Origin of the sequence: uncultured Bacteroides sp., assembly GCF_905207245.1 — a bacterium.
GTDB lineage: Bacteria > Bacteroidota > Bacteroidia > Bacteroidales > Bacteroidaceae > Bacteroides.
Map to the genome: position 1 here is coordinate 112,141 of NZ_CAJLKP010000005.1, position 22,283 is coordinate 134,423.

17 protein-coding genes are annotated in these 22,283 nt (G+C 42.1%); 8 read left to right on the forward strand and 9 right to left on the reverse strand.

Annotated elements, in window-relative coordinates; all coding sequences use genetic code 11:
* Genes QZ135_RS03120 through QZ135_RS03145 form a run of 6 tightly spaced genes read left to right on the forward strand, consistent with a single transcriptional unit; the run spans position 1 to position 5,912 of the window.
* Positions 1 to 1,098 carry a glycosyltransferase family 4 protein gene (locus QZ135_RS03120; protein WP_294605848.1) on the forward strand — a complete coding sequence of 366 codons (1,098 nt, stop codon included), beginning with the start codon at positions 1 to 3 and terminating at the stop codon, positions 1,096 to 1,098.
* Positions 1,099 to 1,155: 57 nt separating this feature from the next.
* Complete coding sequence (locus QZ135_RS03125) at positions 1,156 to 1,776, forward strand: sugar transferase (RefSeq protein WP_294605850.1); 621 nt, start codon at positions 1,156 to 1,158, stop codon at positions 1,774 to 1,776.
* Between the two features lie 4 nt (positions 1,777 to 1,780).
* Positions 1,781 to 3,217 (forward strand): capsule assembly Wzi family protein, encoded by a 1,437-nt coding sequence (locus QZ135_RS03130; RefSeq protein WP_294605852.1) that lies wholly within the window; start codon positions 1,781 to 1,783, stop codon positions 3,215 to 3,217.
* Positions 3,218 to 3,221: 4 nt separating this feature from the next.
* On the forward strand, positions 3,222 to 3,770 hold the full coding sequence (gene rfbC / locus QZ135_RS03135) for a dTDP-4-dehydrorhamnose 3,5-epimerase (protein ID WP_294605854.1): 549 nt from the start codon (positions 3,222 to 3,224) through the stop codon (positions 3,768 to 3,770).
* Between the two features lie 6 nt (positions 3,771 to 3,776).
* A complete protein-coding gene (locus QZ135_RS03140) occupies positions 3,777 to 5,090 on the forward strand; it encodes a UDP-glucose/GDP-mannose dehydrogenase family protein (protein WP_294605856.1) in 1,314 nt (437 codons plus the stop codon).
* 24 nt (positions 5,091 to 5,114) lie between these two features.
* The gene (locus QZ135_RS03145; protein WP_294605858.1) at positions 5,115 to 5,912 is read left to right on the forward strand and encodes a DUF4738 domain-containing protein; all 798 of its coding nucleotides are present in this window, start codon (positions 5,115 to 5,117) and stop codon (positions 5,910 to 5,912) included.
* Positions 5,913 to 5,953: 41 nt separating this feature from the next.
* Here QZ135_RS03145 and QZ135_RS03150 read toward each other — a convergent pair whose 3' ends face one another.
* The 4 genes from QZ135_RS03150 to serB form a co-directional block, all read right to left on the reverse strand.
* The gene (locus tag QZ135_RS03150) at positions 5,954 to 7,261 is read right to left on the reverse strand and encodes a DEAD/DEAH box helicase (RefSeq protein ID WP_294605860.1); all 1,308 of its coding nucleotides are present in this window, start codon (positions 7,259 to 7,261) and stop codon (positions 5,954 to 5,956) included.
* Between the two features lie 80 nt (positions 7,262 to 7,341).
* Entirely contained in the window at positions 7,342 to 8,970 is a 1,629-nt protein-coding gene (locus QZ135_RS03155; protein ID WP_294605862.1) for a RagB/SusD family nutrient uptake outer membrane protein, read from the reverse strand.
* A gap of 11 nt (positions 8,971 to 8,981) precedes the next feature.
* Positions 8,982 to 11,714, reverse strand: a complete 2,733-nt coding sequence (locus QZ135_RS03160) for a SusC/RagA family TonB-linked outer membrane protein (RefSeq protein WP_294605864.1) — start codon at positions 11,712 to 11,714, stop codon at positions 8,982 to 8,984.
* A 75-nt stretch (positions 11,715 to 11,789) separates the two neighbouring features.
* Positions 11,790 to 13,019 (reverse strand): phosphoserine phosphatase SerB, encoded by a 1,230-nt coding sequence (gene serB, locus QZ135_RS03165; protein ID WP_294605867.1) that lies wholly within the window; start codon positions 13,017 to 13,019, stop codon positions 11,790 to 11,792.
* Positions 13,020 to 13,405: 386 nt separating this feature from the next.
* Between serB and QZ135_RS03170 the strand changes: the two genes are divergently transcribed.
* Positions 13,406 to 13,909, forward strand: a complete 504-nt coding sequence (locus QZ135_RS03170; RefSeq protein WP_294605869.1) for a thioredoxin-like domain-containing protein — start codon at positions 13,406 to 13,408, stop codon at positions 13,907 to 13,909.
* A 214-nt stretch (positions 13,910 to 14,123) separates the two neighbouring features.
* Here QZ135_RS03170 and QZ135_RS03175 read toward each other — a convergent pair whose 3' ends face one another.
* Genes QZ135_RS03175 through lon form a run of 3 tightly spaced genes read right to left on the reverse strand, consistent with a single transcriptional unit; the run spans position 14,124 to position 18,864 of the window.
* On the reverse strand, positions 14,124 to 15,260 hold the full coding sequence (locus QZ135_RS03175) for an LptF/LptG family permease (protein WP_294605871.1): 1,137 nt from the start codon (positions 15,258 to 15,260) through the stop codon (positions 14,124 to 14,126).
* The gene (tgt, locus tag QZ135_RS03180; RefSeq protein WP_294605873.1) at positions 15,257 to 16,387 is read right to left on the reverse strand and encodes a tRNA guanosine(34) transglycosylase Tgt; all 1,131 of its coding nucleotides are present in this window, start codon (positions 16,385 to 16,387) and stop codon (positions 15,257 to 15,259) included. Before tgt ends, QZ135_RS03175 begins: the two co-directional genes overlap by 4 nt.
* Positions 16,384 to 18,864: an endopeptidase La gene (gene lon / locus QZ135_RS03185; protein WP_294605875.1), complete on the reverse strand. Its 2,481-nt coding sequence runs from the start codon at positions 18,862 to 18,864 to the stop codon at positions 16,384 to 16,386. Before lon ends, tgt begins: the two co-directional genes overlap by 4 nt.
* A 173-nt stretch (positions 18,865 to 19,037) precedes the next feature.
* Between lon and QZ135_RS03190 the strand changes: the two genes are divergently transcribed.
* Positions 19,038 to 19,745 (forward strand): methyltransferase, encoded by a 708-nt coding sequence (locus QZ135_RS03190; RefSeq protein ID WP_294605877.1) that lies wholly within the window; start codon positions 19,038 to 19,040, stop codon positions 19,743 to 19,745.
* 20 nt (positions 19,746 to 19,765) lie between these two features.
* Here QZ135_RS03190 and QZ135_RS03195 read toward each other — a convergent pair whose 3' ends face one another.
* Complete coding sequence (locus QZ135_RS03195; protein WP_294605879.1) at positions 19,766 to 20,536, reverse strand: alpha/beta hydrolase-fold protein; 771 nt, start codon at positions 20,534 to 20,536, stop codon at positions 19,766 to 19,768.
* A gap of 473 nt (positions 20,537 to 21,009) precedes the next feature.
* Positions 21,010 to 22,179 (reverse strand): hypothetical protein, encoded by a 1,170-nt coding sequence (locus QZ135_RS03200; RefSeq protein WP_294605881.1) that lies wholly within the window; start codon positions 22,177 to 22,179, stop codon positions 21,010 to 21,012.
* Between the last annotated feature and the right edge of the window lie 104 nt (positions 22,180 to 22,283).

Below are 22,283 nucleotides of genomic sequence, written 5' to 3' on the forward strand. Positions count from 1 at the left end.
ATGAAAATCGTAGTTACAGGTACCAGAGGTATTCCCGGCATACAAGGAGGAGTAGAGACGCATTGCGAAGAGCTATATCCTTTAATCGTAGATGAACAACATGAAGTGATTGTGGTTCGGCGGTCAGATTATGCAGTAGACCATACCGTCAAAAGCTATAAACAAGTTACTATAAAAGACATAAAAGTACCTCGAAACAAACATCTGGAAGCTTTCTTACATACGTTTCTGGCTGTATTGTATGCACGAAAAATAGGAGCAGACATCGTGCACATTCATGCAGTAGGCCCGGCTCTGATGGCTCCTATTGTACGTATGTTAGGAATGAAAGCGGTAGTAACACATCATGGTCCGGATTATGACCGGGAAAAATGGGGAGCATTTGCCAAATGGATACTTCGGATAGGAGAAAAGGTCGGCGTACGTTATGCAAACCATATGATCGTGATTTCAGGGCACATACGGAATATGATACAGCAACGGTATCCATCGAAAAACAATATCACTTTAATACACAACGGAGTCAATGTTAGCTCCGAGATATCTGATACAGGCTATCTTCACAGTCTGGGGCTAACCGAATACTCTTATATTCTGGCTGTTGGCCGTCTGGTAAAAGAAAAAGGATTCGACAGGCTGGTTGAAGCATTCAAAGAACTGCCTCCATCTTCCGTAAAGTTAGTAATAACCGGTGATGCCGATCATCAGGATGAATATGCCCAAAAATTAAAGGGAATATGCCAAAGAGAGGAAAATATACTTCTGACCGGTTTTATAAAAGGAGATAAATTAGCACAATTATACACATATGCCCGAATATTTGTATTACCGTCAACTCATGAAGGATTGCCTATTGCATTGCTCGAAGCTATGAGTTATGGATGCCCTATACTTGCAAGCGACATACCTGCCAACAAGGAAATAGGATTGCCGGATGAATGTTACTTCAAAAATGGTAATCTTGCCAGCTTGCAACAGGCATTAGAAAAGAAAATAAAAAGTATTCAGACTGAACGGATTGCTTATGAACTTTCCTCATATGATTGGCACCATATTGCCCGGCAGACTAAAGAAATTTATGATTCTTTGATAATCTAAAACAATATAGAATCAGATTTACCGTTCTATTAATCAAAAGTATTGTAATATTTTAGCATGAATATACATTATCCATCATATCATTTTCCGCTGCAACGGAAATGTAATAGAATCCTTAAACGTATACTAGATATTGTATTTGCATCTACAGTCTTAGTCCTGATATACCCATGGGCTTATATCATCATAGGATGTTGCATCAAAATTAAGATGCCCGGTAACATTATATTTTCTCAGAAGAGAAACGGACAGTATGGCCGGGAATTTACCTGTTACAAATTCCGTTCTATGCTGCCTAACTGTAAAGCAGATACCCAACAAGCCTATGATGACGATCCCCGCATCACTCCATTCGGACGCATCCTGCGTGTTACCAGTATTGATGAATTGCCCCAATTTTGGAACGTGCTCATTGGAGATATGTCGATAGTGGGTCCCCGGCCCCATATGCTGATACATACAGAACAATACTGCGGCATCATTCCTGACTATAACAAGAGATTACTGGTGAAACCGGGGATAACCGGTTGGGCGCAGATACACAACCTGCGTGGAGAAACGGAGAAATTGGATAAAATGAAAAAAAGAGTGGAATATGATATTTGGTATATTGAACATTGGTCATTTGCACTGGAGCTGAAAATCATGCTCAACACCCTGAAAATTATATTCCGATAAGCCTATGCGTACAGTCTGTCATATTCTTGCCATTCTATTTTGCTGTTCCACCGGATTGGTAGTAAAGGCGCAAAATGGGTGGAAACGGCAAAATTTATCTTCTTTTGTAGAATATGGTGCCTCTGTCCACACAGGGAAGAATACTCCTCTATGGCAAGTGAGCAACCAGCACGGCTTCTCCTCAATCGACAATAATACTTACCTGAGAGGAGGAGTTTTTTATACGGATACACTTCGTAATTGGCGTTTCGAAGGTAGCTTGGATATGGCAGTAACTTCCGGTTTCACATCTACCTTTGTACTGCAACAAAGCTATACGGATATTCGGTACAAATGGATAGGATTACTTATTGGTAGTAAGGAGATTGATTCTCCATTATTAAACCAACAATTGAGTAGTGGTGGATTGACCTGGTCGGGAAATGCAAGACCCATTCCGCAAGTATGGATAGGGCTTCCCGAATATGTACAGATACTTCCGAGGCTTGCCCTGAAAGCGGAAATTTCGTATGGATGGTTTACTGACAACAATTATCAAAAGAAACAGGTAGGAGAGGATTATTGGTATACCAAGAGTATTAAGTATCACCACAAAAGCGGTTTCCTTCGCATCGGTGTGCCGCAAGGCAAATGGCAACTGGATGTAGGCATGAGTCTGGATGTACAATTCGGCGGCTATAAAAGTGCCGGAATGGATGCAGGAGATTTGGGAAATAGCTGGAAAGACTATTTCAAAGTATTCATCCCCAGCCGTGGAGATGAAAGTAGTCCGGAAGGAGAACAAATAGCTTACCAAGGCAATTTCATGGGTAGTGAGCATATCCGCATGACCTATCGTCATGACGACTTCTCCATAAGTGCCTATCTGGAAAATTATTACGACGATTTCAGTGGAATGGGGAAATTGAATGGTTTTGATGGTTTGTGGGGAATTGAATATAAATCCAACCACCGGCAAGCCATCAATGGCTTCGTGCTGGAATATTATCAGACTACCAACCAAAGCGGCCCCATGCATGGAGTGGATTTCACAGTAGTGGAAAAGACGGGTGGGGCTGATGACTATTATAATAATGCCTGGTATCCCGGCTGGGTGCATTGGGGAATGGCGATGGGGAATCCACTGATCGCTTCTCCCATCTACAATAAAGATGGTGATATGAGTTTCAAATACAACCGCATCCGAGCCATGCATTTAGGCTGGAGCGGAAACATCAATAATGAGTGGACTTATCTCGCAAAACTATCGTATAATAAAACTTGGGGAACTCCTTTCAAACCTATACCCGATATATTAGAAAATTTTTCTACTTTTGCATCAGTTTTCTATTCTCCCCGAAAATGGAAGGGATGGCAGTTCAATGCTTCCATCGCTTTCGACATAGGAGAGATATATGGCGACAATTTGGGTTGCCAACTGAAAGTACGAAAAAATTTCTAAAAAGATGAATTATATACAAACGGAAATTGATGGTGTATGGCTGATTGAGCCAAAGGTATTTCGTGACGAACGCGGTTATTTCATGGAAGCCTTTAAAGAAGAAGAATTCAGAGCACACATTGGGGATGTCCATTTTATTCAGGACAACGAATCGAAATCCTCTTTCGGCGTGTTGCGCGGATTGCACTATCAAAAAGGAGAACATTGTCAGGCCAAACTGGTGCGTGTTATAAAAGGGAGAGTGCTGGATGTGGCAGTAGACTTACGCCAATCCTCTCCAACGTTCGGTAAGTACGTCAGCGTGGAACTGAGCGAGGAGAATAAACGCCAATTCTTCATTCCCCGTGGATTTGCACACGGTTTTCTGGTACTCAGCGATGAAGCTATTTTTACATATAAAGTGGATAATGCGTATGCCCCACAAGTAGAAGCATCCATTCGTTTCAATGATGACACAATAGGTATAGACTGGCCTGTTGCCGAAGAACGATTATTATTATCCCCCAAAGATAAAGCTGCCCCGCTTTTCCGGGATGCGGTATATTTTGAATAAGAGAGTATGAAAATAGCTATTGTCGGTACAGGGTACGTCGGTCTGGTGACCGGAACCTGTTTTGCAGAAATCGGTGTTAACGTTGTTTGCGTAGACACCAACAGTGAGAAAATAGAAGCACTGAAGAAAGGTATCATTCCTATCTATGAGAGTGGCTTGGAAGAAATGGTGAACCGCAATGTAAAAGCTGACCGCCTGCACTTCACCACTTCTCTGGAAAGTTGCCTGAACGAAGTGGAAGTCGTTTTCAGTGCTGTTGGTACTCCGCCCGATGAAGATGGGAGTGCCGACCTTAGCTATGTGCTTGAAGTTGCTCGCACCATCGGACGGAATATGCAGAAGTACATGCTGGTGGTTACAAAGAGTACCGTTCCCGTAGGTACGGCAAAGAAGGTGCGCGCCGCCATTCAGGAAGAATTGGATAAACGGGGCGTCAACATTCAATTCGATGTAGCTTCCAATCCCGAATTTCTGAAAGAGGGCAATGCCATCAATGATTTCATGAGTCCCGACCGCGTAGTAGTGGGAGTGGAGTCCGAACGTGCAAAGAAGTTAATGAGTAAGCTCTACAAACCGTTCTTGCTAAACAACTTCCGCGTCATCTTCATGGATATTCCATCTGCCGAAATGACCAAATATGCAGCCAATTCCATGCTTGCTACCCGCATCAGTTTCATGAACGATATTGCCAATCTTTGCGAGTTGGTAGGTGCAGACGTCAATATGGTGCGTAGCGGCATTGGTTCGGACACCCGTATCGGACGCAAATTCTTGTATCCGGGCATCGGCTATGGCGGTTCTTGTTTCCCTAAAGATGTAAAAGCGCTTATCAAAACTGCTGAGTTGAACGGTTATCAGATGCGCGTGCTCCATGCTGTAGAAGAAGTGAACGAATTGCAGAAAAGCATTCTCTTCAAAAAGCTCTGTAAGCATTTCGATAACGACTTAAAAGGAAAGACCATCGCCTTGTGGGGATTGGCTTTCAAACCGGAAACCGATGATATGCGCGAAGCACCCTCACTGGTCTTGATAGACAAATTGCTTAAAGTCGGATGTAAAGTGCGTGCTTACGATCCTGCTGCAATGGACGAATGCCGCCGCCGAATAGGTGAAAGCATTTATTATGCAAAGGATATGTATGATGCCGTACTCGATGCTGATGCCATGATGCTGGTTACGGAATGGAAAGAATTCCGCTTGCCGTCGTGGGCAGTTATCAAGAAGACTATGGAGCAGGCAGTAGTGCTGGACGGACGTAATATCTATGATAAAAAGGATATGGAAGAGCAAGGGTTTGCTTACCATTGCATTGGACATTAAGAATTTAACAAAACAGAGGGAGTTATGATAAAGTGGGGTGCTATTTCCATGGTGCTCGTTATGATGCTGGCTTCTTGCAATAATGCTAAAAACGGAGAGGCTTCCGACAAGGAAGACCTGACCGCAAAAAGACTTTTGCAAGGCATATGGCTGGATGACGAGACGGATATACCGTTAATGCGTATTAACGGCGATACGATCTATTATCTCGACCCACAGAATCTGCCCGTTTACTTTAAAGTTATCCGCGATACGATATACGTGCGTGGAAACACACCAATAGCTTATAAGATAGATCGGCAAACGGAATATAGTTTTTGGTTCCACAGTCTCTCTGATGAGATTGTGAAGTTGTATAAGTCAGATAATCCGGAAGATACACTGGCATTTTCCAACCAAGAAACAGAAATCACTCCCAGCATCCCGGAAGTCGTGAAAAAGGATAGCGTGGTAGTATATAAAGGTACGCGCTATCGAGGCTATGTCTATATCAACCCTTCCCAAATGAAAGTGATAAAGACCTCCTATTCTGAAGAGGGTATAGGCATAGATAATGTATATTATGACAATGTGATACACATTTGTGTATACGAAGGACGGAATTTGCTGTATGGAAAAGATATAACCAAGAAAATGTTTGTAGACATCTTCCCAGAGGAAGAATTGAAGCAAAGCATCCTTACTGATATGAACTTCATGGGAGTAGACGGAAAAGGATATCACTATGAGGCAACGCTACGTGTTCCGGAAAGTTCTGTTTATCACCTCGTGAACCTGACTATCAGTCCCGACAAACAACTGCATATAAAAATGGTGGAGTAATCTCCACCATCAAATAAATAATATTATAGGAAAATATCCTTTTATTTCTGATTACTCCCCGAAGCATTATTATTCCTCTTCGGAGCACCACTTCTTCCTCTCGAAGCATTACCTTTTTTCTGGGCATTTCCACCGCCTCGATTCGCATTCCGACCTCCCTTGGAGTGAAAATTCCGTCTGCCACCATCGTAACTGCGGGGTTTATATTCGGGGGCTTCACCCAATTCCTCCGGTACGGGTATTTTATAAATGTCTTTCTCCAGAAAATTTTCTATCTGCTTGAAGTTACTCTGTTCCTTCTCATTGACAAAAGTCAAAGCAACACCGTCGTTATTGGCACGCGCTGTACGACCGATACGATGAACATAGTCTTCACTATCATGCGGAACGTCATAGTTGAGAACAAGACGAATATCGTCAATATCAATACCACGCGCCACAATGTCAGTAGCTACAAGGATATTTATTCGACCGGCTTTAAACTCATGCATCACTTCCTCACGCTGTGCCTGCTCCAGATCAGAGTGCATTTCGCCTACGTTCAGCTTCATCAATTTCAACGCTTTCGTCACTTCTTTTACTTTTAGTTTGGACGATGCGAAAATAATAACGCGCTCCGGGGTTTGCTCGGCAAAAAGATTACGGATGATGCCCAGCTTCTGATTCTCGTAGCAAACATAGGCCGCCTGTACTATTTTGTCAGCAGGACGGGAAACGGCAAGTTTTACTTCGGCGGGATTATTGAGGATGGTGTTAGCAAGTTGTTGTATTTTAGCGGGCATGGTGGCAGAAAACATGATAGTTTGCCGCTCTTTGGGCAGATACTTCACAATCTGCATGATATCGTCGAAGAAACCCATATCGAGCATGCGGTCAGCTTCATCGAGGATAAAGTAGGAGACACGGGAGAGATCAACATAACCCAGACTGAGATGAGCTATCAAACGTCCCGGAGTAGCTATCACGACATCAGCACCCAGCATCAAGCCTTTCTTCTGTTGTTCAAAAAGTATTCCGTCGTTACCTCCATAAACTGCCACGCTACTGACAGGCATAAAATAAGAAAAACCTTCCATCTGCTGATCTATCTGTTGCGCCAGCTCTCGTGTGGGTGACATGACAATACAGTTAATAGCATCTTCAGGGTGTCCGCCTTCGGAAAGTTTATTCAGTACCGGCAGTAAATAAGCGGCAGTCTTACCGGTTCCGGTTTGCGCTACGGCTATCAAATCTCTGCCTTCAAGTATAACGGGAATGGATTTCTCTTGTATAGGTGTACACTCATCGAAGCGCATGGCTTCCAGCGCATCAAGCACCTGGTCATTCAGTTGTAGTTCGGAAAACTTCATGTTTCTTTTTTATTTAGCCGCAAAGATAGGAAATAAAGTGATTATCGCAAAAGAATAAAGCTACTTTGCGGCTCGTTCTCTTAATACCCCGGATGCTGTTTCCATCCCGGATTCATCTGTCTGATTTTCTCAGGGATAGGAAAGACAGTAGTATATCCGTTTTTTTCATCAGGTAATTGCGGACGACTACTGTAAGCACGGGTAAACTGACCGAAACGGATTAAATCCTGACGTCGCCAACCTTCCCAGGCAAATTCCATCTGACGCTCAGCAAGAAGGCTTGTTAAAGTCGCAGTACGTTGTGGTGCTCCAACGCGGGCACGTACCAGATTTAGTTCCTCATCTCCGTTGCGTCCATCGCGGACTTTAGCCTCACTCTTCATCAACAGCACATCGGCATAACGGAACAGGACAATATCATTTTCCATCAATTTACCATCCTTCATTGCTTTATCGTCTATTTCATATTTTTTCATACGGGCACCGGCGGTCTTCTCATAAGATTCGTCAGATAAATCCAACTTAACCTTCCAAGGTTCATAAACTAGAACTGTTCCATTATCCAATTTTACGACATTCCCTTTCAAATCGTAGACCGTACCGGCATAATAGCAATAATCAAAGCGTGGGTCTTGTTCATCGGTCTCATATCCAAAGGTCTGCAAAGCTTCGACAGTAGCACTCGATCCATTCTCACCGGATAGTCCCAATGCTTTAGCATGGTTGTAGTGGCGTGAGCGGAAAAGATATTGCATCTGATTGGTATATAATGTCTTATTCATCGGAATGGTGAAAATATTTTCAACAGAGCTTTCATTATATACAGCAAAGTTATCAGTGTAGTCCGGTTCAAGACGATAACCAAGGGCGGTAATTTTGTCGCAATAAGCTTCTACTGTCTGCCAGGCATTAAATATACTTCCATCCACATCAAAAAAGATTGTTTTCCCGTCGGGGTGCGTATCGTCTGTCCAATCATTATCGGTATAAATTTCAACGTTCAGCGCCAGTTTCGCAAGTAAAAAGTAGGCAACGGGGCGTGTCAGGCGTCCGTAGTAATTGCCTGAGCGGTTACTGAATTCAGCGGGCAGGAGTGGAGCGGATTCCTGTAATTCCCTGAATATAAAGTCGAATACTTCCTTACGTTCGCTCAACACAATATCTTTGGAGGCTACCTGAGAAGCCACAACTACCGGAATGCGTCCAAATAAATCCATCAGATAATAATAGTACATCGCACGAAAAGCACGTACTTCGGCACGATAGACGGGAAGCTCTGTATCGGAATGGTTGAGGGCATAAGCTTCTATGTGTTCCAAGGAACTATTGCTGAGCATGACTACTTTATAGAGATACTCCCAGGTGGCCTGTATTGCATCATTGTTTACACCCCATTTGTGCAGGAATAGACCTTGCCAGAAACCACCGTCATACCAGTCGCCACCACGGGTGGGCATTATGGCTTCGTCGGTAGTAAAAGTATTCAGATCGTATACACCGCGACCTGTTCCCTGCAAACCCTGACTGTCAGAATTACCACCGACATAGTTGTAAAGGGAAGCTACTGTGTTAAGATAAAGTTCGGAGATATTACGATAGCCTTCTTCTTCGGGTTGTGCATCGCGGGGTTTCTCTTTCAGGAAATCATCGCATGAGGCCACGAAGCAGCAAAGGGCGGCTAAAATGCAAAATATTGAATAACGTTTCATAGCTTTAGGGTTTAAAAGTTTACACTTAGTCCGATGGTATATGTGCGGTATAGAGGATAGGTACGTTTATCATCTATACCTAAAGTAGAGTTTACCGACGAACTGTTTATCATAGGGGTCAACCCTGAATAGCCGGAAATGGTAGCCAGATTATTGACTGTCAGTGATAAACGGAGCGACTGCAAATAGCGGGCATTCTTTAGTGGAACATTCCAGCCTACTGTCACATAATCGAAGTTGACATAGTCCCCATCTTCCAGCCAATAATCCGTGGCGGTCTGGTCTTTTATGTTCCGGGCAGGTGCCTTCTTCATTACGTTGTAGTCAGGAAAGCTATTCATATTCATATAAGTCAGTGAGGTGCCGTTATAGACTTTATGACCAAAAGCGCCATTAATCTGCAATGACACATCAAAGTCTTTATAACGGAAACTTATGTTAGAGCCAAGAATTGTTTTCGGCACAGCTTGTCCTGCCACATAACGGTCTTCACCATCTTCCAGACTGACACCGCCGCCATTGAGATCGGCAATCTGATAAGTATAGCCGCCATTGCCATCGGATACCAACCCAGTGGAATGGGGTAAATAGAATACACCTAATGGCTGACCTACAATCTGATAAACAATGTGGTTGTATCCACCATGAAATCCCGCACCATCCAGTCCGGCAATACTTTTATACTCAGTTGCTGAAATCTGCTCGCCCTGGTATGTTCCGTTGAGGGAAAGCAGTTTATTCTGTTGGAAAGTCAGATTGGCATTGATATTCAGCTCCATATCTTTAGTTTTAAGTGGAGTAACGCCAATGGATAGCTCTGTTCCGTAATTACGCATGGAACCAATGTTTGCCAGCAGAGTGTTGTAAGTAAAAGGCGGTACACTGACATTATAAAGATAGAGCATGTCTTTCGTCTTAGAGTTATAGTAGTTCGCCGTCAGCAATAACCGGTTGCCCAACAAAGCTATCTCTATACCGGCATTGAATGTTTGCTTCACCTCCCATTTCAGATCGGGATTCGTATTGCGCAACTTATTCATTGTGACTACAGGTGATGAACCGACCGGAGCCACACCATCAGGACGCATCAGATTCAATGTAGTATATGAGTCAATGCCATTTTGATTGCCCGCCAATCCATATCCGGCACGAATTTTCAGATTGTCAATAAAAGGCAGCTTCTCCATGAACTTCTCATTACTGACTACCCAAGCTACTGACACTGCCGGAAAAAATCCCCACTTATGGTTACTTCCGAATTTGGAGGAAGCGTCTCCACGGGCATTCACCGTCAGTATATAACGGTTGTTGTATGTATAATTCGCGCGCCCCATAAAAGAAACAAGCCGTGGATCTTCATAATAGGAGCCAGTACCTTCCCATGGACGGAGAGCACCTCCTTGCAGATTATTGTAACCAGCATCATCGCTACTGAACTTTGTAGCTGTAACATAGTAACCTGTATATTGCTCTTTCTGTAATTCCGCCAGCCCTAAAATATCAAAGAAATGCTTTCGCCACTCCTTTTTGTAAGACAACATCAGGTTGCCAAGTAATGATTCCATCTTTTTAGTTCCTCTGTATGCCTGCCCATTTGCCCAAACAGCAACAGGCAGATACTGTGAATCCTCTATAACATTATAGGTATAGGAACCAAAAAGAGTAAGTTTCCATGCTTCGGACAAGTTAAACGTCAGCCGGGCATGTGTACTAATATGTGACGTAGCATCCTTATCATTCACATCCATCCAAGCCAGTGGGTGAGATAACTGGCTGGCAAAGGCGCTCCCGTCCCAACTCCCGGTTTCCGGATTTTTATGATTAGGGAAGGTGGGGTTGAATGAAGCTGCTGAATAGAACACCTTATGCAGATTCACCAGGTTACGCTCTTTTTGTATGGAACCGAACATACCAAGGTCACATTTCAGGAAGCTATCGAAAACATACTGCGTCATATTCATATTTGAAGTGAAGTTCTGCAATTTTTCATTGACGATAACCCCTTCACGGTTCATCAAGGCAAGTGAGACGCGATAATTAGAAGTATTCGTGCCTCCGGAAAAGGCAATGTGATGATTATGCTGTAATCCGGTTTGTTCTATCTCTTTCTGAAAATCAGTATTGTTACCCAAATCAGTAATTGAAATACCACGTTCCCGGGCCACGCTACGAAATTCGTCTCCACTAAGCATCCTCACGGTTTTATAACTCGAAGCAATGCCGAAGCTGCCATTGTAATTAACACTTGTACGCCCGCTGACACCTTTCTTTGTAGTGATTTCTATTACTCCCGATGCTCCTCGGGAGCCGTACTGCGCTGTTTCCGAAGCATCCTTCAGGATCACGAAGCTTTCAATATCTGCCGGATAAATAGATGTGAGCATACTTAAATCACCGAAAACACCATCTACTATAATCAACGGGTCGTTTCCGGTAGTCAATGAAGTGGTACCGCGTAAACGGACAGCATCAAGTGCAGCAGGTCCGTTTGAACCTTTTAGAATAGTCAGTCCGGGCACCCGTCCGCGAATAGCATCCAGCGGATTGGTTATCTGATCCTTATTCATCTGATTTTCAGTAATTCTTTCTACCAGTCCGGAAAGGTTCTTACGAAGACCTGTGGCATATCCAACAGTCGTTATGGAGTCGGGTAGAGCAGCATGAAATTGCTTTTGTGCAACGGCAGGAGGACCGGGTACAATCAAAAGTAAAGAGAGATAGAACAGATTCCTGATTCTCTTCATAGTATTATTATTTAAGAGGTTCCGCAAATATATATGTCACTATATGAAACAAATATATTTGCGGAATAGTTCAGGCTACTTCGGCAAATCGATGTAGGAATCCTTGAAGCCCAGGAAATAGAGTACTCCATCCAAACCGATGGTGTTAATGGATTGTTTAGCATTAGCCACCACTTTCGGCTTCGCATGGAAAGCGATACCCAAGCCGGCAACACCTAACATTGGAAGGTCATTGGCTCCGTCACCCACAGCAATAGTCTGGGCAATGTCTACCTTCTCCACTTGTGCAATGAGACGCAGCAACTCGGCTTTCCGTTTGCCATCCACCACGTCGCCCAGGTAGCGACCGGTCAGTTTACCGTCCGCAATTTCCAATTCGTTGGCATATACGTAGTCAATAGCATATTTCTTTTGCAGATACTGGCCGAAATAGGTGAAACCACCGGAAAGAATGGCAATCTTATAACCATACTTCTTCAGTACATACATCAATCGGTCTACCCCCTCCGTAATAGGCAGGCTCTCTGCAATTTCCTGCATCACAGATTCGTCCAATCCTTTCAGCAAAGCCACGCGCTCGCGAAAACTTTCTGTAAAGTCTATCTCACCACGCATGGCACGTTCGGTGATTGCCTTCACTTCATTACCCACACCGGCGCGTATAGCCAATTCGTCGATAACTTCCGTTTCAATCAGCGTGGAGTCCATATCAAAACATATCAGACGGCGCATACGGCGATACATATTATCGAGCTGGAAAGAGAAATCCATTTCCAGTTCACTGGCCAACTTCATCAGTTGCTCCTGCATAGCAATGCGGTCTTTGGGAGTACCCCGGACAGAAAACTCAATGCAAGCGCGGGTACGCGAGTCACATTCGTCCAACGGAATACGTCCGGTCAGACGCTTGATGGCATCAATATTCATTCCCTGTTCAGACAGGATACGAGTAACCGCAGAAATTTGACGGGCGGATAGCTTACGTCCCAGCAATGTAAGGATATAGCGGTTCTTTCCCTGCATATTTACCCAATCTTCATATTCTTTCACCGAAATAGGGTAGAAGCGGATAGTGACTCCCAGAGAAGATGCTTTGAAAAGCAATTCCTTCATAATAAAGCCGGAATGTTGCTCCTCCGTCTTACATAAAATACCAAGTGATAGCGTATTATGAATATCAGCCTGACCTATGTCGAGGATAGTAGCGTCGTATTTTGCTAAAATTTCCGTGACCGACGCAGTCAATCCCGGACGGTCTTCACCCGTGACACGGATGAGAATAAGCTCTGTGCTCAATGGTTGCATATCAAGTTGTCTATTTAAATTAATGAATAATACAGTGCAAAAGTAGGGAAAATTCCCGCTACTCATACTAATATACGAAAAATATATGCTTTACACCCTTTATTGAACGAGAATAGCAACGGAATGTTCGCTGTTTGCAATAAGGAAAAATAAGTGAGCAACAATGCTTATAGAAGATAGGCAGAGGTATAAAACATGTTATATAACATAAATAATTCAACCATTCACTTGGTTTTCAATAATAATGTTGTACCTTTGACGCCGATTTAGGACAAGTGGTTCTACAATCTTAGTAAATGTTGATTATACATTTGTTTCATAAGACGCTAAATTAGCATCACAACAAGCAACTGTAAATCAACCAGTATTAACCAAAACCGCCTTACATGAAGTATGTAAAATGGATTTTTGTTGTATTACTAATTAGTTCCTTGACTTCTTTCGTAGAAAAAGACAAACCAACCGGTGGTTTGAATGTGGGTGACATGGCCCCTGATTTTAAAATCGAAACTATGTCGACTGAGCAACCTACTCTAAACCTTTCCCGGATGAAGGGAAAGTATGTGTTACTCAGTTTCTGGGCAAGTTACGACGCGCAGTCCCGGATGCAAAACGCAAGTTTAAGCAATGCGCTTCGCTCAACTTCTCCAAATAATAATGTGGAAATGGTTTCCGTTTCATTCGATGAATATCAGTCTATCTTCGAGGAAACCATTCGTAAGGACCAAATAGTTACGCCCACTTGTTTCGTGGAAACTAAAGGCGAGTCGTCCGGCATCTTTAAAAAGTATCGCTTAGGCCGGGGATTTACTAACTATTTACTGGATGATAATGGTGTGATTATAGCCAAAAACATCTCTGCCGCAGAGCTTTCAGCTTACTTGAATTAAGTGTTTTCACTGCCATAATACAATGAAAAACTTAAAGAACCTGTAAGACGAAAGTGGGTTTATTTCCAAAGAATCAAACGACAATTGATTGCCGCTAAGGTTAAAAGGAGATAAAGACAAAAGAGGAAATGGATACAACAAAAAGCCCCTCCCGCACTTGTGGTAACACAGGAGCGGGAGGGGCTTCTTATTTTTATCAGTTTTTCGGATTATCTTACTTCGGTGCTTTCTGATACAGATAGAATGCAATGAATGCATAAAGTATGTTTGGTATCCATACGGCAATTACCGGAGGCACATTGCCATTCACCGCAAAGGTGGACGCAATCGTCTGGAACAAGATATATGAGAAGCTTAATGCCAAACCTATACCCAGGTGCAAGCCCATTCCACCCTTTGTCTTTTTCGAAGAAAGAGAAACACCTATCAACGTAAGAATAAACGATGCAAAAGACATGGCGATACGCTTGTGATATTCAATTTCAAACTCCTTGATATTGGCAAAACCACGCTGCCGCTGACGGGTAATGTATTCACTCAACTGTGGATTGGTCATCATTTCCTGCTGGTTTTTTGTTATCAAAAAATCGGCAGGTTCCATAAAGAGCGTACTGTCAATGCGATCGCCTTTGGTAATGCTCTCTTTCATGCCATCCATTTCACGTATCATATAGTCCTTAATAATCCACTTATGCACAGAAGCCGTATCGTAAGTGATAGAACGGGCTGTAAGGTGAGAAACTAACTGTTTATCCTTAAACTTATCCAATGAAAAACGATATCCGGTTTTGGAGTAATCTTCAAAGCGTTCAATGTAAGCAATAACCCCTGAATCTACCTCTAACTGAATGTTTCGAGCAGTATTATTTTTGCGTTGCTTATAGTATTTATCTTCAAAGTTAATACGCGTCACACTACCTTGGGGTATGACATAAGAACCTAAAAAGAAAGTCACCACTGCAATGATGGCTGCCGACACCATGTAAGGTCGAAGCATCCGTTTGAAGCTCATTCCGGTAGAGAACATGGCGATAATTTCCGAGTTCTCCGCCAGTTTTGAGGTAAAGAAGATAACGGCAATAAATACAAACAGCGGACTGAACAAATTGGCAAAGTAAGGAATGAAGTTCAGGTAATAGTCGAAAACAATAGCATTCCAAGGTGCTTCATGCGACATGAACCTGTCCATCTTTTCATTAAAGTCGAATACCACCGCAATCGAAATAATCAATGCAATGGCAAACACGTAAGTCCCGAGGAACTTCTTTATAATGTAGAAGTCCAGCCGCTTCAACCATTTCCAGTTATCCGGCAGCTTTATACCTTTTATCTTCCAGTTCAGTTTTTTCATAATCTTGTAGATACACGTTTCACCATCATCGGTTTCCACGTAGAGAAGTCACCAGCAATGATATGCTTGCGGGCTTCCCCCACCAACCATAGATAAAATGCCAAATTATGAATGGAAGCAATTTGCATAGCCAGCAACTCTTGTGCATGAAACAGATGGCGCAGATAAGCCTTAGTATATAAGGTATCCACAGCAGAAGCCCCATCTGCCTCAATAGGAGAGAAGTCCGTTTCCCATTTTTTATTGCGCATATTAATGATACCATCTTTGGTAAACAGCATACCGTTACGTCCATTACGGGTAGGCATCACACAATCGAACATATCCACACCGCGTTCTATACCTTCCAAAATGTTGACCGGCGTACCTACACCCATCAGATAACGAGGTTTGTCTTTAGGCAGAATCCCGTTCACCAGCTCAATCATCTCATACATTTTATCTACCGGTTCACCCACCGCCAAGCCACCGATAGCATTGCCATCCGCGCCTTTTGATGCGATGAATTCTGCCGACTGCTTGCGAAGGTCGGGATATACACATCCTTGAACAATAGGGAAAAGGGATTGATTATAACCATACTTCGGCTCCGTCTCATTGAAACGCTGGATGCAACGATCCAACCAACGATGCGTCAGCCCTAATGACTTTTTGGCATAAGCATAGTCTGAATCACCCGGAGGGCATTCATCAAATGCCATCATAATATCCGCACCAATAGTACGTTCAATATCCATCACCTTTTCAGGGGTAAAAATATGCTTACTACCATCAATGTGCGAACGAAATTCAGCACCTTCTTCGCGCAGCTTGCGGATACCCGACAATGAAAATACCTGAAAGCCACCACTATCCGTCAGCATCGGGCGGTCAAAGCCGTTGAACTTATGCAGTCCTCCGGCTTTTTCCAGTACATCCAATCCCGGACGCAGATACAGATGATAAGTGTTACCTAATATTATCTGCGCCTTGATATCTTCTTTCAATTCGGTTACATGCACACCTTTCACCGTTCCCACAGTACCTACCGGCATAAAAATGGGTGTTTCTATCTGCCCGTGGTCAGTGGTAATCAGTCCTGCACGCGCGTTACTTTTACTGTCTGTATATTGTAAATCAAATGTCATTCTGCTTTCTTTTCTGTCTTTTCTTTCTTTGGGGACAGGTCAATGGCATCGGCTACCTTTTCATTGGTCAGCGCAATGGCAAACACCTCTTTCACATCTTTCACATAATGGAAAGTCAATCCTTTGAGGTAGAGCTCCTGTATCTCATCAATATTCTTACGATTCTCTTCGCTTAGGATAATATCTTTGATACCGGCACGTTTGGCAGCCAGAATTTTTTCTTTGATTCCCCCTACAGGAAGCACCTTGCCTCGAAGCGTAATCTCACCTGTCATAGCAAGATTAGCCTTTACCTTACGCTGGGTAAGGGCAGAAGCGAGAGAGGTAGCCATGGTAATACCTGCCGACGGTCCATCCTTAGGTATGGCACCTTCGGGTACATGCACATGGATATTCCAGTTATCAAAGATATCTTCATCCAAATTCAACAGAGAAGCATGCGCCTTGATGTATTCCAAAGCCAACATAGCAGATTCTTTCATCACGTCACCCAGATTTCCGGTCAGCGTCAGACGTCCGCCTTTTCCACGACTCAAACTGGTTTCCACGAATAAGATTTCTCCACCTACGGCAGTCCATGCCAGTCCGGTCACTACACCGGCATACTCATTGCCTTGATACTTATCACGGGTATACTCCGGGGCACCAAGGAATTCATATAAATCTGCCGGTTTGATTTCCTGTTTCGCAAAATAACCGTCCGTAGCATACTGACGAGCTGATTTACGAAGCACCTTACCGATTTTCTTCTCCAGTTCGCGCACACCGCTCTCACGGGTGTATGACTCGATAATAGCTTCCAACGTATTCTTTGGTATCTTAATATCGTTTTTCTTCATACCATTAGCTTCCAGTTCTTTCGGAACCAGATGGCGGCGAGCAATCTCTATTTTTTCTTCAGTGATATAACCACTTACTTCAATCAGCTCCATGCGATCAAGCAATGGCCCGGGAATGGTATTCAGATTATTCGCTGTAGCGATAAACATCACCTTCGACAAATCATAATCCACATCCAGAAAGTTATCATGGAATGTCGTATTCTGTTCCGGATCAAGCACCTCGAGCAGGGCAGAAGAGGGATCTCCCTGACGGTCGGAACTAACCTTATCTATCTCATCCAGAATAAACACCGGATTGGAAGAACCGGCTTTAATCAGACTCTTGATAATGCGTCCCGGCATTGCTCCGATATACGTTTTACGGTGTCCGCGGATTTCTGCTTCATCATGCACACCACCTAATGACATACGGATATATTTCCGCTTCAACGCAGCAGCAATCGAACGCCCCAAAGACGTTTTACCAACTCCCGGAGGACCATACAGACAGATGATAGGCGACTTCATATCACCTTTCAACTTCAATACCGCCAAGTGTTCCAGAATACGTTCCTTCACCTTTTCTAAACCATAATGGTCTTTATTCAAGGTCTTTTCCGCATTTGTCAGATTCAGATTATCCGTAGTATATACTCCCCACGGCAGACTAAGCATGGTTTGCAGATAATTAAGCTGCACGCTATAATCGGGAGATTGCGGATGAGTACGTTCCAGTTTATCCAATTCCTTAATGAAGGTTTCCTTCACTTCCGCACTCCATTTGATAGAGGCAGCCTTGCGACGCATTTCTTCTATTTCCTGCTCCTGACCGCCGCCACCCAGCTCATCCTGAATAGTTTTAATCTGTTGTTGCAAAAAGTATTCGCGTTGCTGCTGGTCTATATCCTCCCGTGCACGCATTTGTATGGACTCCTTGATTTCGGCAAGTTGCACTTCCCGATTCAGTATTTCCAATAAGCGGTAAGTACGGGCCCGCAATGAGTCGATACGCAGCAATTCAACCTTTTCATCTTTCTTCAATGGAAGATTAGTACAGATAAAATCTACCAAAAACATGGGGTTGGTTATGTTCTTGATAGCAAATGCAGAGTCTTGCTGAAACATATCGGATGACTTGATAAACCGGATAGTCAAATCCTTGCTTGCTTCCACCAATGCGTGGAATTCTTTGTCATTTTTATCCGGTATATCTTCTTCCAATGCTTTTACTCGTCCTTTCAGGTAGGGAACCGTGTCAACGATCTCTTTTAGCTCCATGCGCTTGACGCCTTGCAAAATGACAGTCGTTGTCTGGTCAGGCATTTCCAGGATACGTATAATCTTACCTACCGTACCAATGGTATGCAAATCCTCCAATAAAGGAACTTCCGTGTCTGCCAGTTTCTGGCAAACTACACCTACATATGCACTCTTCTTTTCTGCTTCACGAACCAATTTCATGGAAGTTTTTCTCCCAACAGATACCGGCATAAACACGCCCGGAAATAAAACCATATTCCGCAGAGGCAATATCGGAAGGATTTCATCCACCTCAATATCCATCAATTGTTCTTCATTCCCCTCAAAATCAGCAATCACTGAGAAAGCATTTCCGTCTCTCTCTTCTGTATCTTCCAGGTAAAGTCTTTTCTTCATTTTTTTCTTTTTAAGTTTATGTCATACTGACAGGGCTTATAAAGCGCCTGCAAAGTTAATCTATTCTTCATTAATATAAAGCACCTTTTATATAAAAAGACAAAAACAGTGCCAAATTTGTCATAATATTCTCGACTTTGCCTATTTTTGTCCCCAATTAACAAGTACAGACTATGTCAAATCCCTATTTTCGGTTTAAACAATTTACCATATGGCATGATAAGTGCGCTATGAAGGTAGGCACAGATGGAGTGCTTCTGGGCGCTTGGGCTACAGCAAAAAACACCCTCCAAATCCTTGATATAGGGACTGGTACGGGATTGATAGCTCTAATGTTAGCTCAGCGGAATCCGCAAGCGCAAATCACAGCCATAGAGATAGATGAAACAGCAAGTGCCCAAGCTGAAATAAATGCCATACGCTCGCCGTGGGCTGACAGAATAAATATTATCTGTAACGATTTTCGTTTATTCCAAACAGAAAACAAATACAATCTAATCGTTTCTAATCCTCCTTATTTTGTTGATGCTTTAAATTGCCCTGACAAACAACGAAATATGGCACGGCATACCTGCGAACTAAATTACGAATTGCTTTTTCAGCGTTCAGCCCAACTGCTTTGCGAGCAGGGGAGGGCGTGCTTCATTATCCCTGCCGAAGTAGAAAAACTGGTGATTGACACGGCTTGGAAATACAAGCTATATCCCTCCCGCCGTCTTCGTGTTTTTACAAAACCCGGAAAACCATGCCGAAGAGTGCTTATCTCATTCAGTCTTCAAGAAAAAGAGTGCATAGAAGAAACTTTATGCATTGAAGTGGAACACAATCAATTCACCCCTGAATATATTGCATTGACAAAAGAGTTTTATTTGAAAATGTAAGATTATGCCTCTATAAATCCCTATTCACCGTAAAATTTTAAATATTTCTCAAAATGTGATTGTATATACTCAATATTATGATGACCGGGAAATATTTGATTCTTAGAATTTACCCCTTTATTACACAATATTTCATGCAAAATTGAGCATCCTTCATAAAACCGACCTTCATCCTTATCTCCAGCATCAAGATAAACACAGACATCAGAAGATATATGGGTGCTTTCTGCAATAGATATTGGGTTATATTTTTCCCATATATTCATGTTTTCAAAATACGGCACATCTTCTTCCTCAAGTTTAAGTTCCAATGCCGGCATATGTCCTCCCACCTTTGAAAACAAATGTTGATACCGAAATGCATAGTGAAGAGCAGCATATCCTCCGGCAGATGCGCCTCCTATATATCTTTCTCGTCTATCTTCTACAGTCTTAAAGGTTGCGTCTACTAAAGGGATCACCTCTTCAACAAAATAAGACTCATACATCCCTAAACTAATAATTCGATTATTTACATCTGATACTTCCCGACAAATCAATGACGAATTTATCCCCCGGCTATTCTCTATTCTTGGACATACAATTATCATAGGCTTAATTATTCCATCATTAACCAGCCTATCCATCACAACATCTGCGTTTATCTGAAATAGCAAATTCTCATCTCCACTTCTTCCATGTAGAAAATACAGCACTGGCAGAGAGATGGCATTATTATAATTTGCAGGTAAATATACACTCATAGACATTTCTTTCTTAAGAATATGGCTGTAGAAATCAACTTTCTTCATTATAGATAATATATTTATTGCTAAGATTATACGATGGACGATTATTAAATAAGAAAATAAAAGGTTCGACTATTTCTAGTCAAACCTTTTATTCGTCGGGGTAGCGGGATTCGAACCCACGACCCCCTGCTCCCAAAGCAGGTGCGCTAACCTTATTAATATCATTATTAAATAACTGGAATTAAATCGATTAGCTTATATCTACTTTTCGCTTAAATGAAGCGGTTTAACTCTTGGTTTAACTTAGAGGCAAAACAAGAAGTGTTTGACAATAATTTAATAATCTCTTTTGCAGAATAAACCTGCATTGCAAAAATAGCAATTATAAAATGAAGTTTCAAATATCTATATAGTTATTCAAAGTAAGCATAGTACTTTTTTGAATTAGGGTCTATAAAACCAACTTTCACTAAAAAAGGTACTAAAGGATTTTAAATTTCCGATAGTACCTTATAGTAGTGGTTCTGTTAATTTTATTGTTTGGTATAAAGTTCTACATGTCCGTCCTCGTACATCAATTTCATCTTATTGTCAGATATGTTATAATAGTACGTTTCGGGTGAATTATCTCCAAAATCAATAATAAACTTATCCTCCTTATCATCCATTGTATAAGTAAATGGGTCTGAATTGGAAGTGTTGTCATGTATATTCACTGACTCCCAACGACCAGTGTTATCACTGTAAAAAGTGATAATCTCTTTATATCCTTCATCTGTGATATAAACCCAACTACCAACAATGGGAGAAACATTTTGGGTTTCAGAGATTGTGCCGTTCTCAATATTTAGGTAAAATGTATAATCTTTCTTCGTTCCGTCATAATATAAGAGGTCTAATTTGTACTTCCATATATTGGTGGAATTGTCAAGTAAAGTGCATTCTCTCTTGGTGTCAGAGAAAATTTCAAACGGAAGTTTATGCTTCGTGTACCAAACGTTCTTATATGTTTTATAATTAATTCTTAACGCACTGATTTGTGTTAGAAAATCATCAAAATTAACATCAACATTGACGCTAACAGATTCTTCATAAGAAATAGGTGTTCCTCCTACTGCGCCATTGTTTATTTGGCTAACATAAAGTGTATCTCCCATGTCGTTATAGCAACAATTCCCAACGAACACAGATTCCTTGTACCAATCAGTAATATATGCACGATAGTCGTTTTTTATTTCTTTGAGCGTTCCTGCTGCTGTTTTGAACAAGATATTATCTTCATTGTATGACTCACCATTATAACTGACACTCGCAACGAAGATGTTGTTCTTGGCGCAAGCTCCATAGGTGGTAATGCTTGATATTTCAATATCCTTATATTCTCCATATCCAACATGAACTGTACGTTTTTTGTCAAAAGTTCTATTATCAGTCCATTCCCAAAGTTTTTCTTTAGTCGTCCTATCATAAGAACTAATCCATAGATGATTATTCTTCAAGCCTGAGAAGTGGTTTATGTTACCCCAATAATAAGAACCATAGCATTCATAATCTCTTAAATTCAGTCCATAAGTAGAAAATGAATCTCCATTAGGGAACATTACTTCTAGTTGAAAGTCGTCCAATTTATCATCGCCACAAGAACCCAATCCTGCGCATACAGCAATCAATAATGAAGCTGTCAATAATCTAAATGTTTTCATATCAAGTTAACTGTTAAATTAAAAATTATGGATATTGTTTTCTTTAGTTCGTTTTATGATTCTGTTTTTAATCGGGTCAAGGATAAAAAAGCTAATAATAACGA

Excerpts from the sequence above, each read along its gene's own strand:
- QZ135_RS03120 (WP_294605848.1), top strand. The coding sequence starts at position 1 with ATGAAAATCGTAGTTACAGGTACCAGAGGTATTCCCGGCATACAAGGA.
- QZ135_RS03125 (WP_294605850.1), top strand. The coding sequence starts at position 1,156 with ATGAATATACATTATCCATCATATCATTTTCCGCTGCAACGGAAATGT.
- QZ135_RS03130 (WP_294605852.1), top strand. The coding sequence starts at position 1,781 with ATGCGTACAGTCTGTCATATTCTTGCCATTCTATTTTGCTGTTCCACC.
- rfbC (WP_294605854.1), top strand. The coding sequence starts at position 3,222 with ATGAATTATATACAAACGGAAATTGATGGTGTATGGCTGATTGAGCCA.
- QZ135_RS03140 (WP_294605856.1), top strand. The coding sequence starts at position 3,777 with ATGAAAATAGCTATTGTCGGTACAGGGTACGTCGGTCTGGTGACCGGA.
- QZ135_RS03145 (WP_294605858.1), top strand. The coding sequence starts at position 5,115 with ATGATAAAGTGGGGTGCTATTTCCATGGTGCTCGTTATGATGCTGGCT.
- QZ135_RS03150 (WP_294605860.1), bottom strand. The coding sequence starts at position 7,261 with ATGAAGTTTTCCGAACTACAACTGAATGACCAGGTGCTTGATGCGCTG.
- QZ135_RS03155 (WP_294605862.1), bottom strand. The coding sequence starts at position 8,970 with ATGAAACGTTATTCAATATTTTGCATTTTAGCCGCCCTTTGCTGCTTC.
- QZ135_RS03160 (WP_294605864.1), bottom strand. The coding sequence starts at position 11,714 with ATGAAGAGAATCAGGAATCTGTTCTATCTCTCTTTACTTTTGATTGTA.
- serB (WP_294605867.1), bottom strand. The coding sequence starts at position 13,019 with ATGCAACCATTGAGCACAGAGCTTATTCTCATCCGTGTCACGGGTGAA.
- QZ135_RS03170 (WP_294605869.1), top strand. The coding sequence starts at position 13,406 with ATGAAGTATGTAAAATGGATTTTTGTTGTATTACTAATTAGTTCCTTG.
- QZ135_RS03175 (WP_294605871.1), bottom strand. The coding sequence starts at position 15,260 with ATGAAAAAACTGAACTGGAAGATAAAAGGTATAAAGCTGCCGGATAAC.
- tgt (WP_294605873.1), bottom strand. The coding sequence starts at position 16,387 with ATGACATTTGATTTACAATATACAGACAGTAAAAGTAACGCGCGTGCA.
- lon (WP_294605875.1), bottom strand. The coding sequence starts at position 18,864 with ATGAAGAAAAGACTTTACCTGGAAGATACAGAAGAGAGAGACGGAAAT.
- QZ135_RS03190 (WP_294605877.1), top strand. The coding sequence starts at position 19,038 with ATGTCAAATCCCTATTTTCGGTTTAAACAATTTACCATATGGCATGAT.
- QZ135_RS03195 (WP_294605879.1), bottom strand. The coding sequence starts at position 20,536 with ATGAAGAAAGTTGATTTCTACAGCCATATTCTTAAGAAAGAAATGTCT.
- QZ135_RS03200 (WP_294605881.1), bottom strand. The coding sequence starts at position 22,179 with ATGAAAACATTTAGATTATTGACAGCTTCATTATTGATTGCTGTATGC.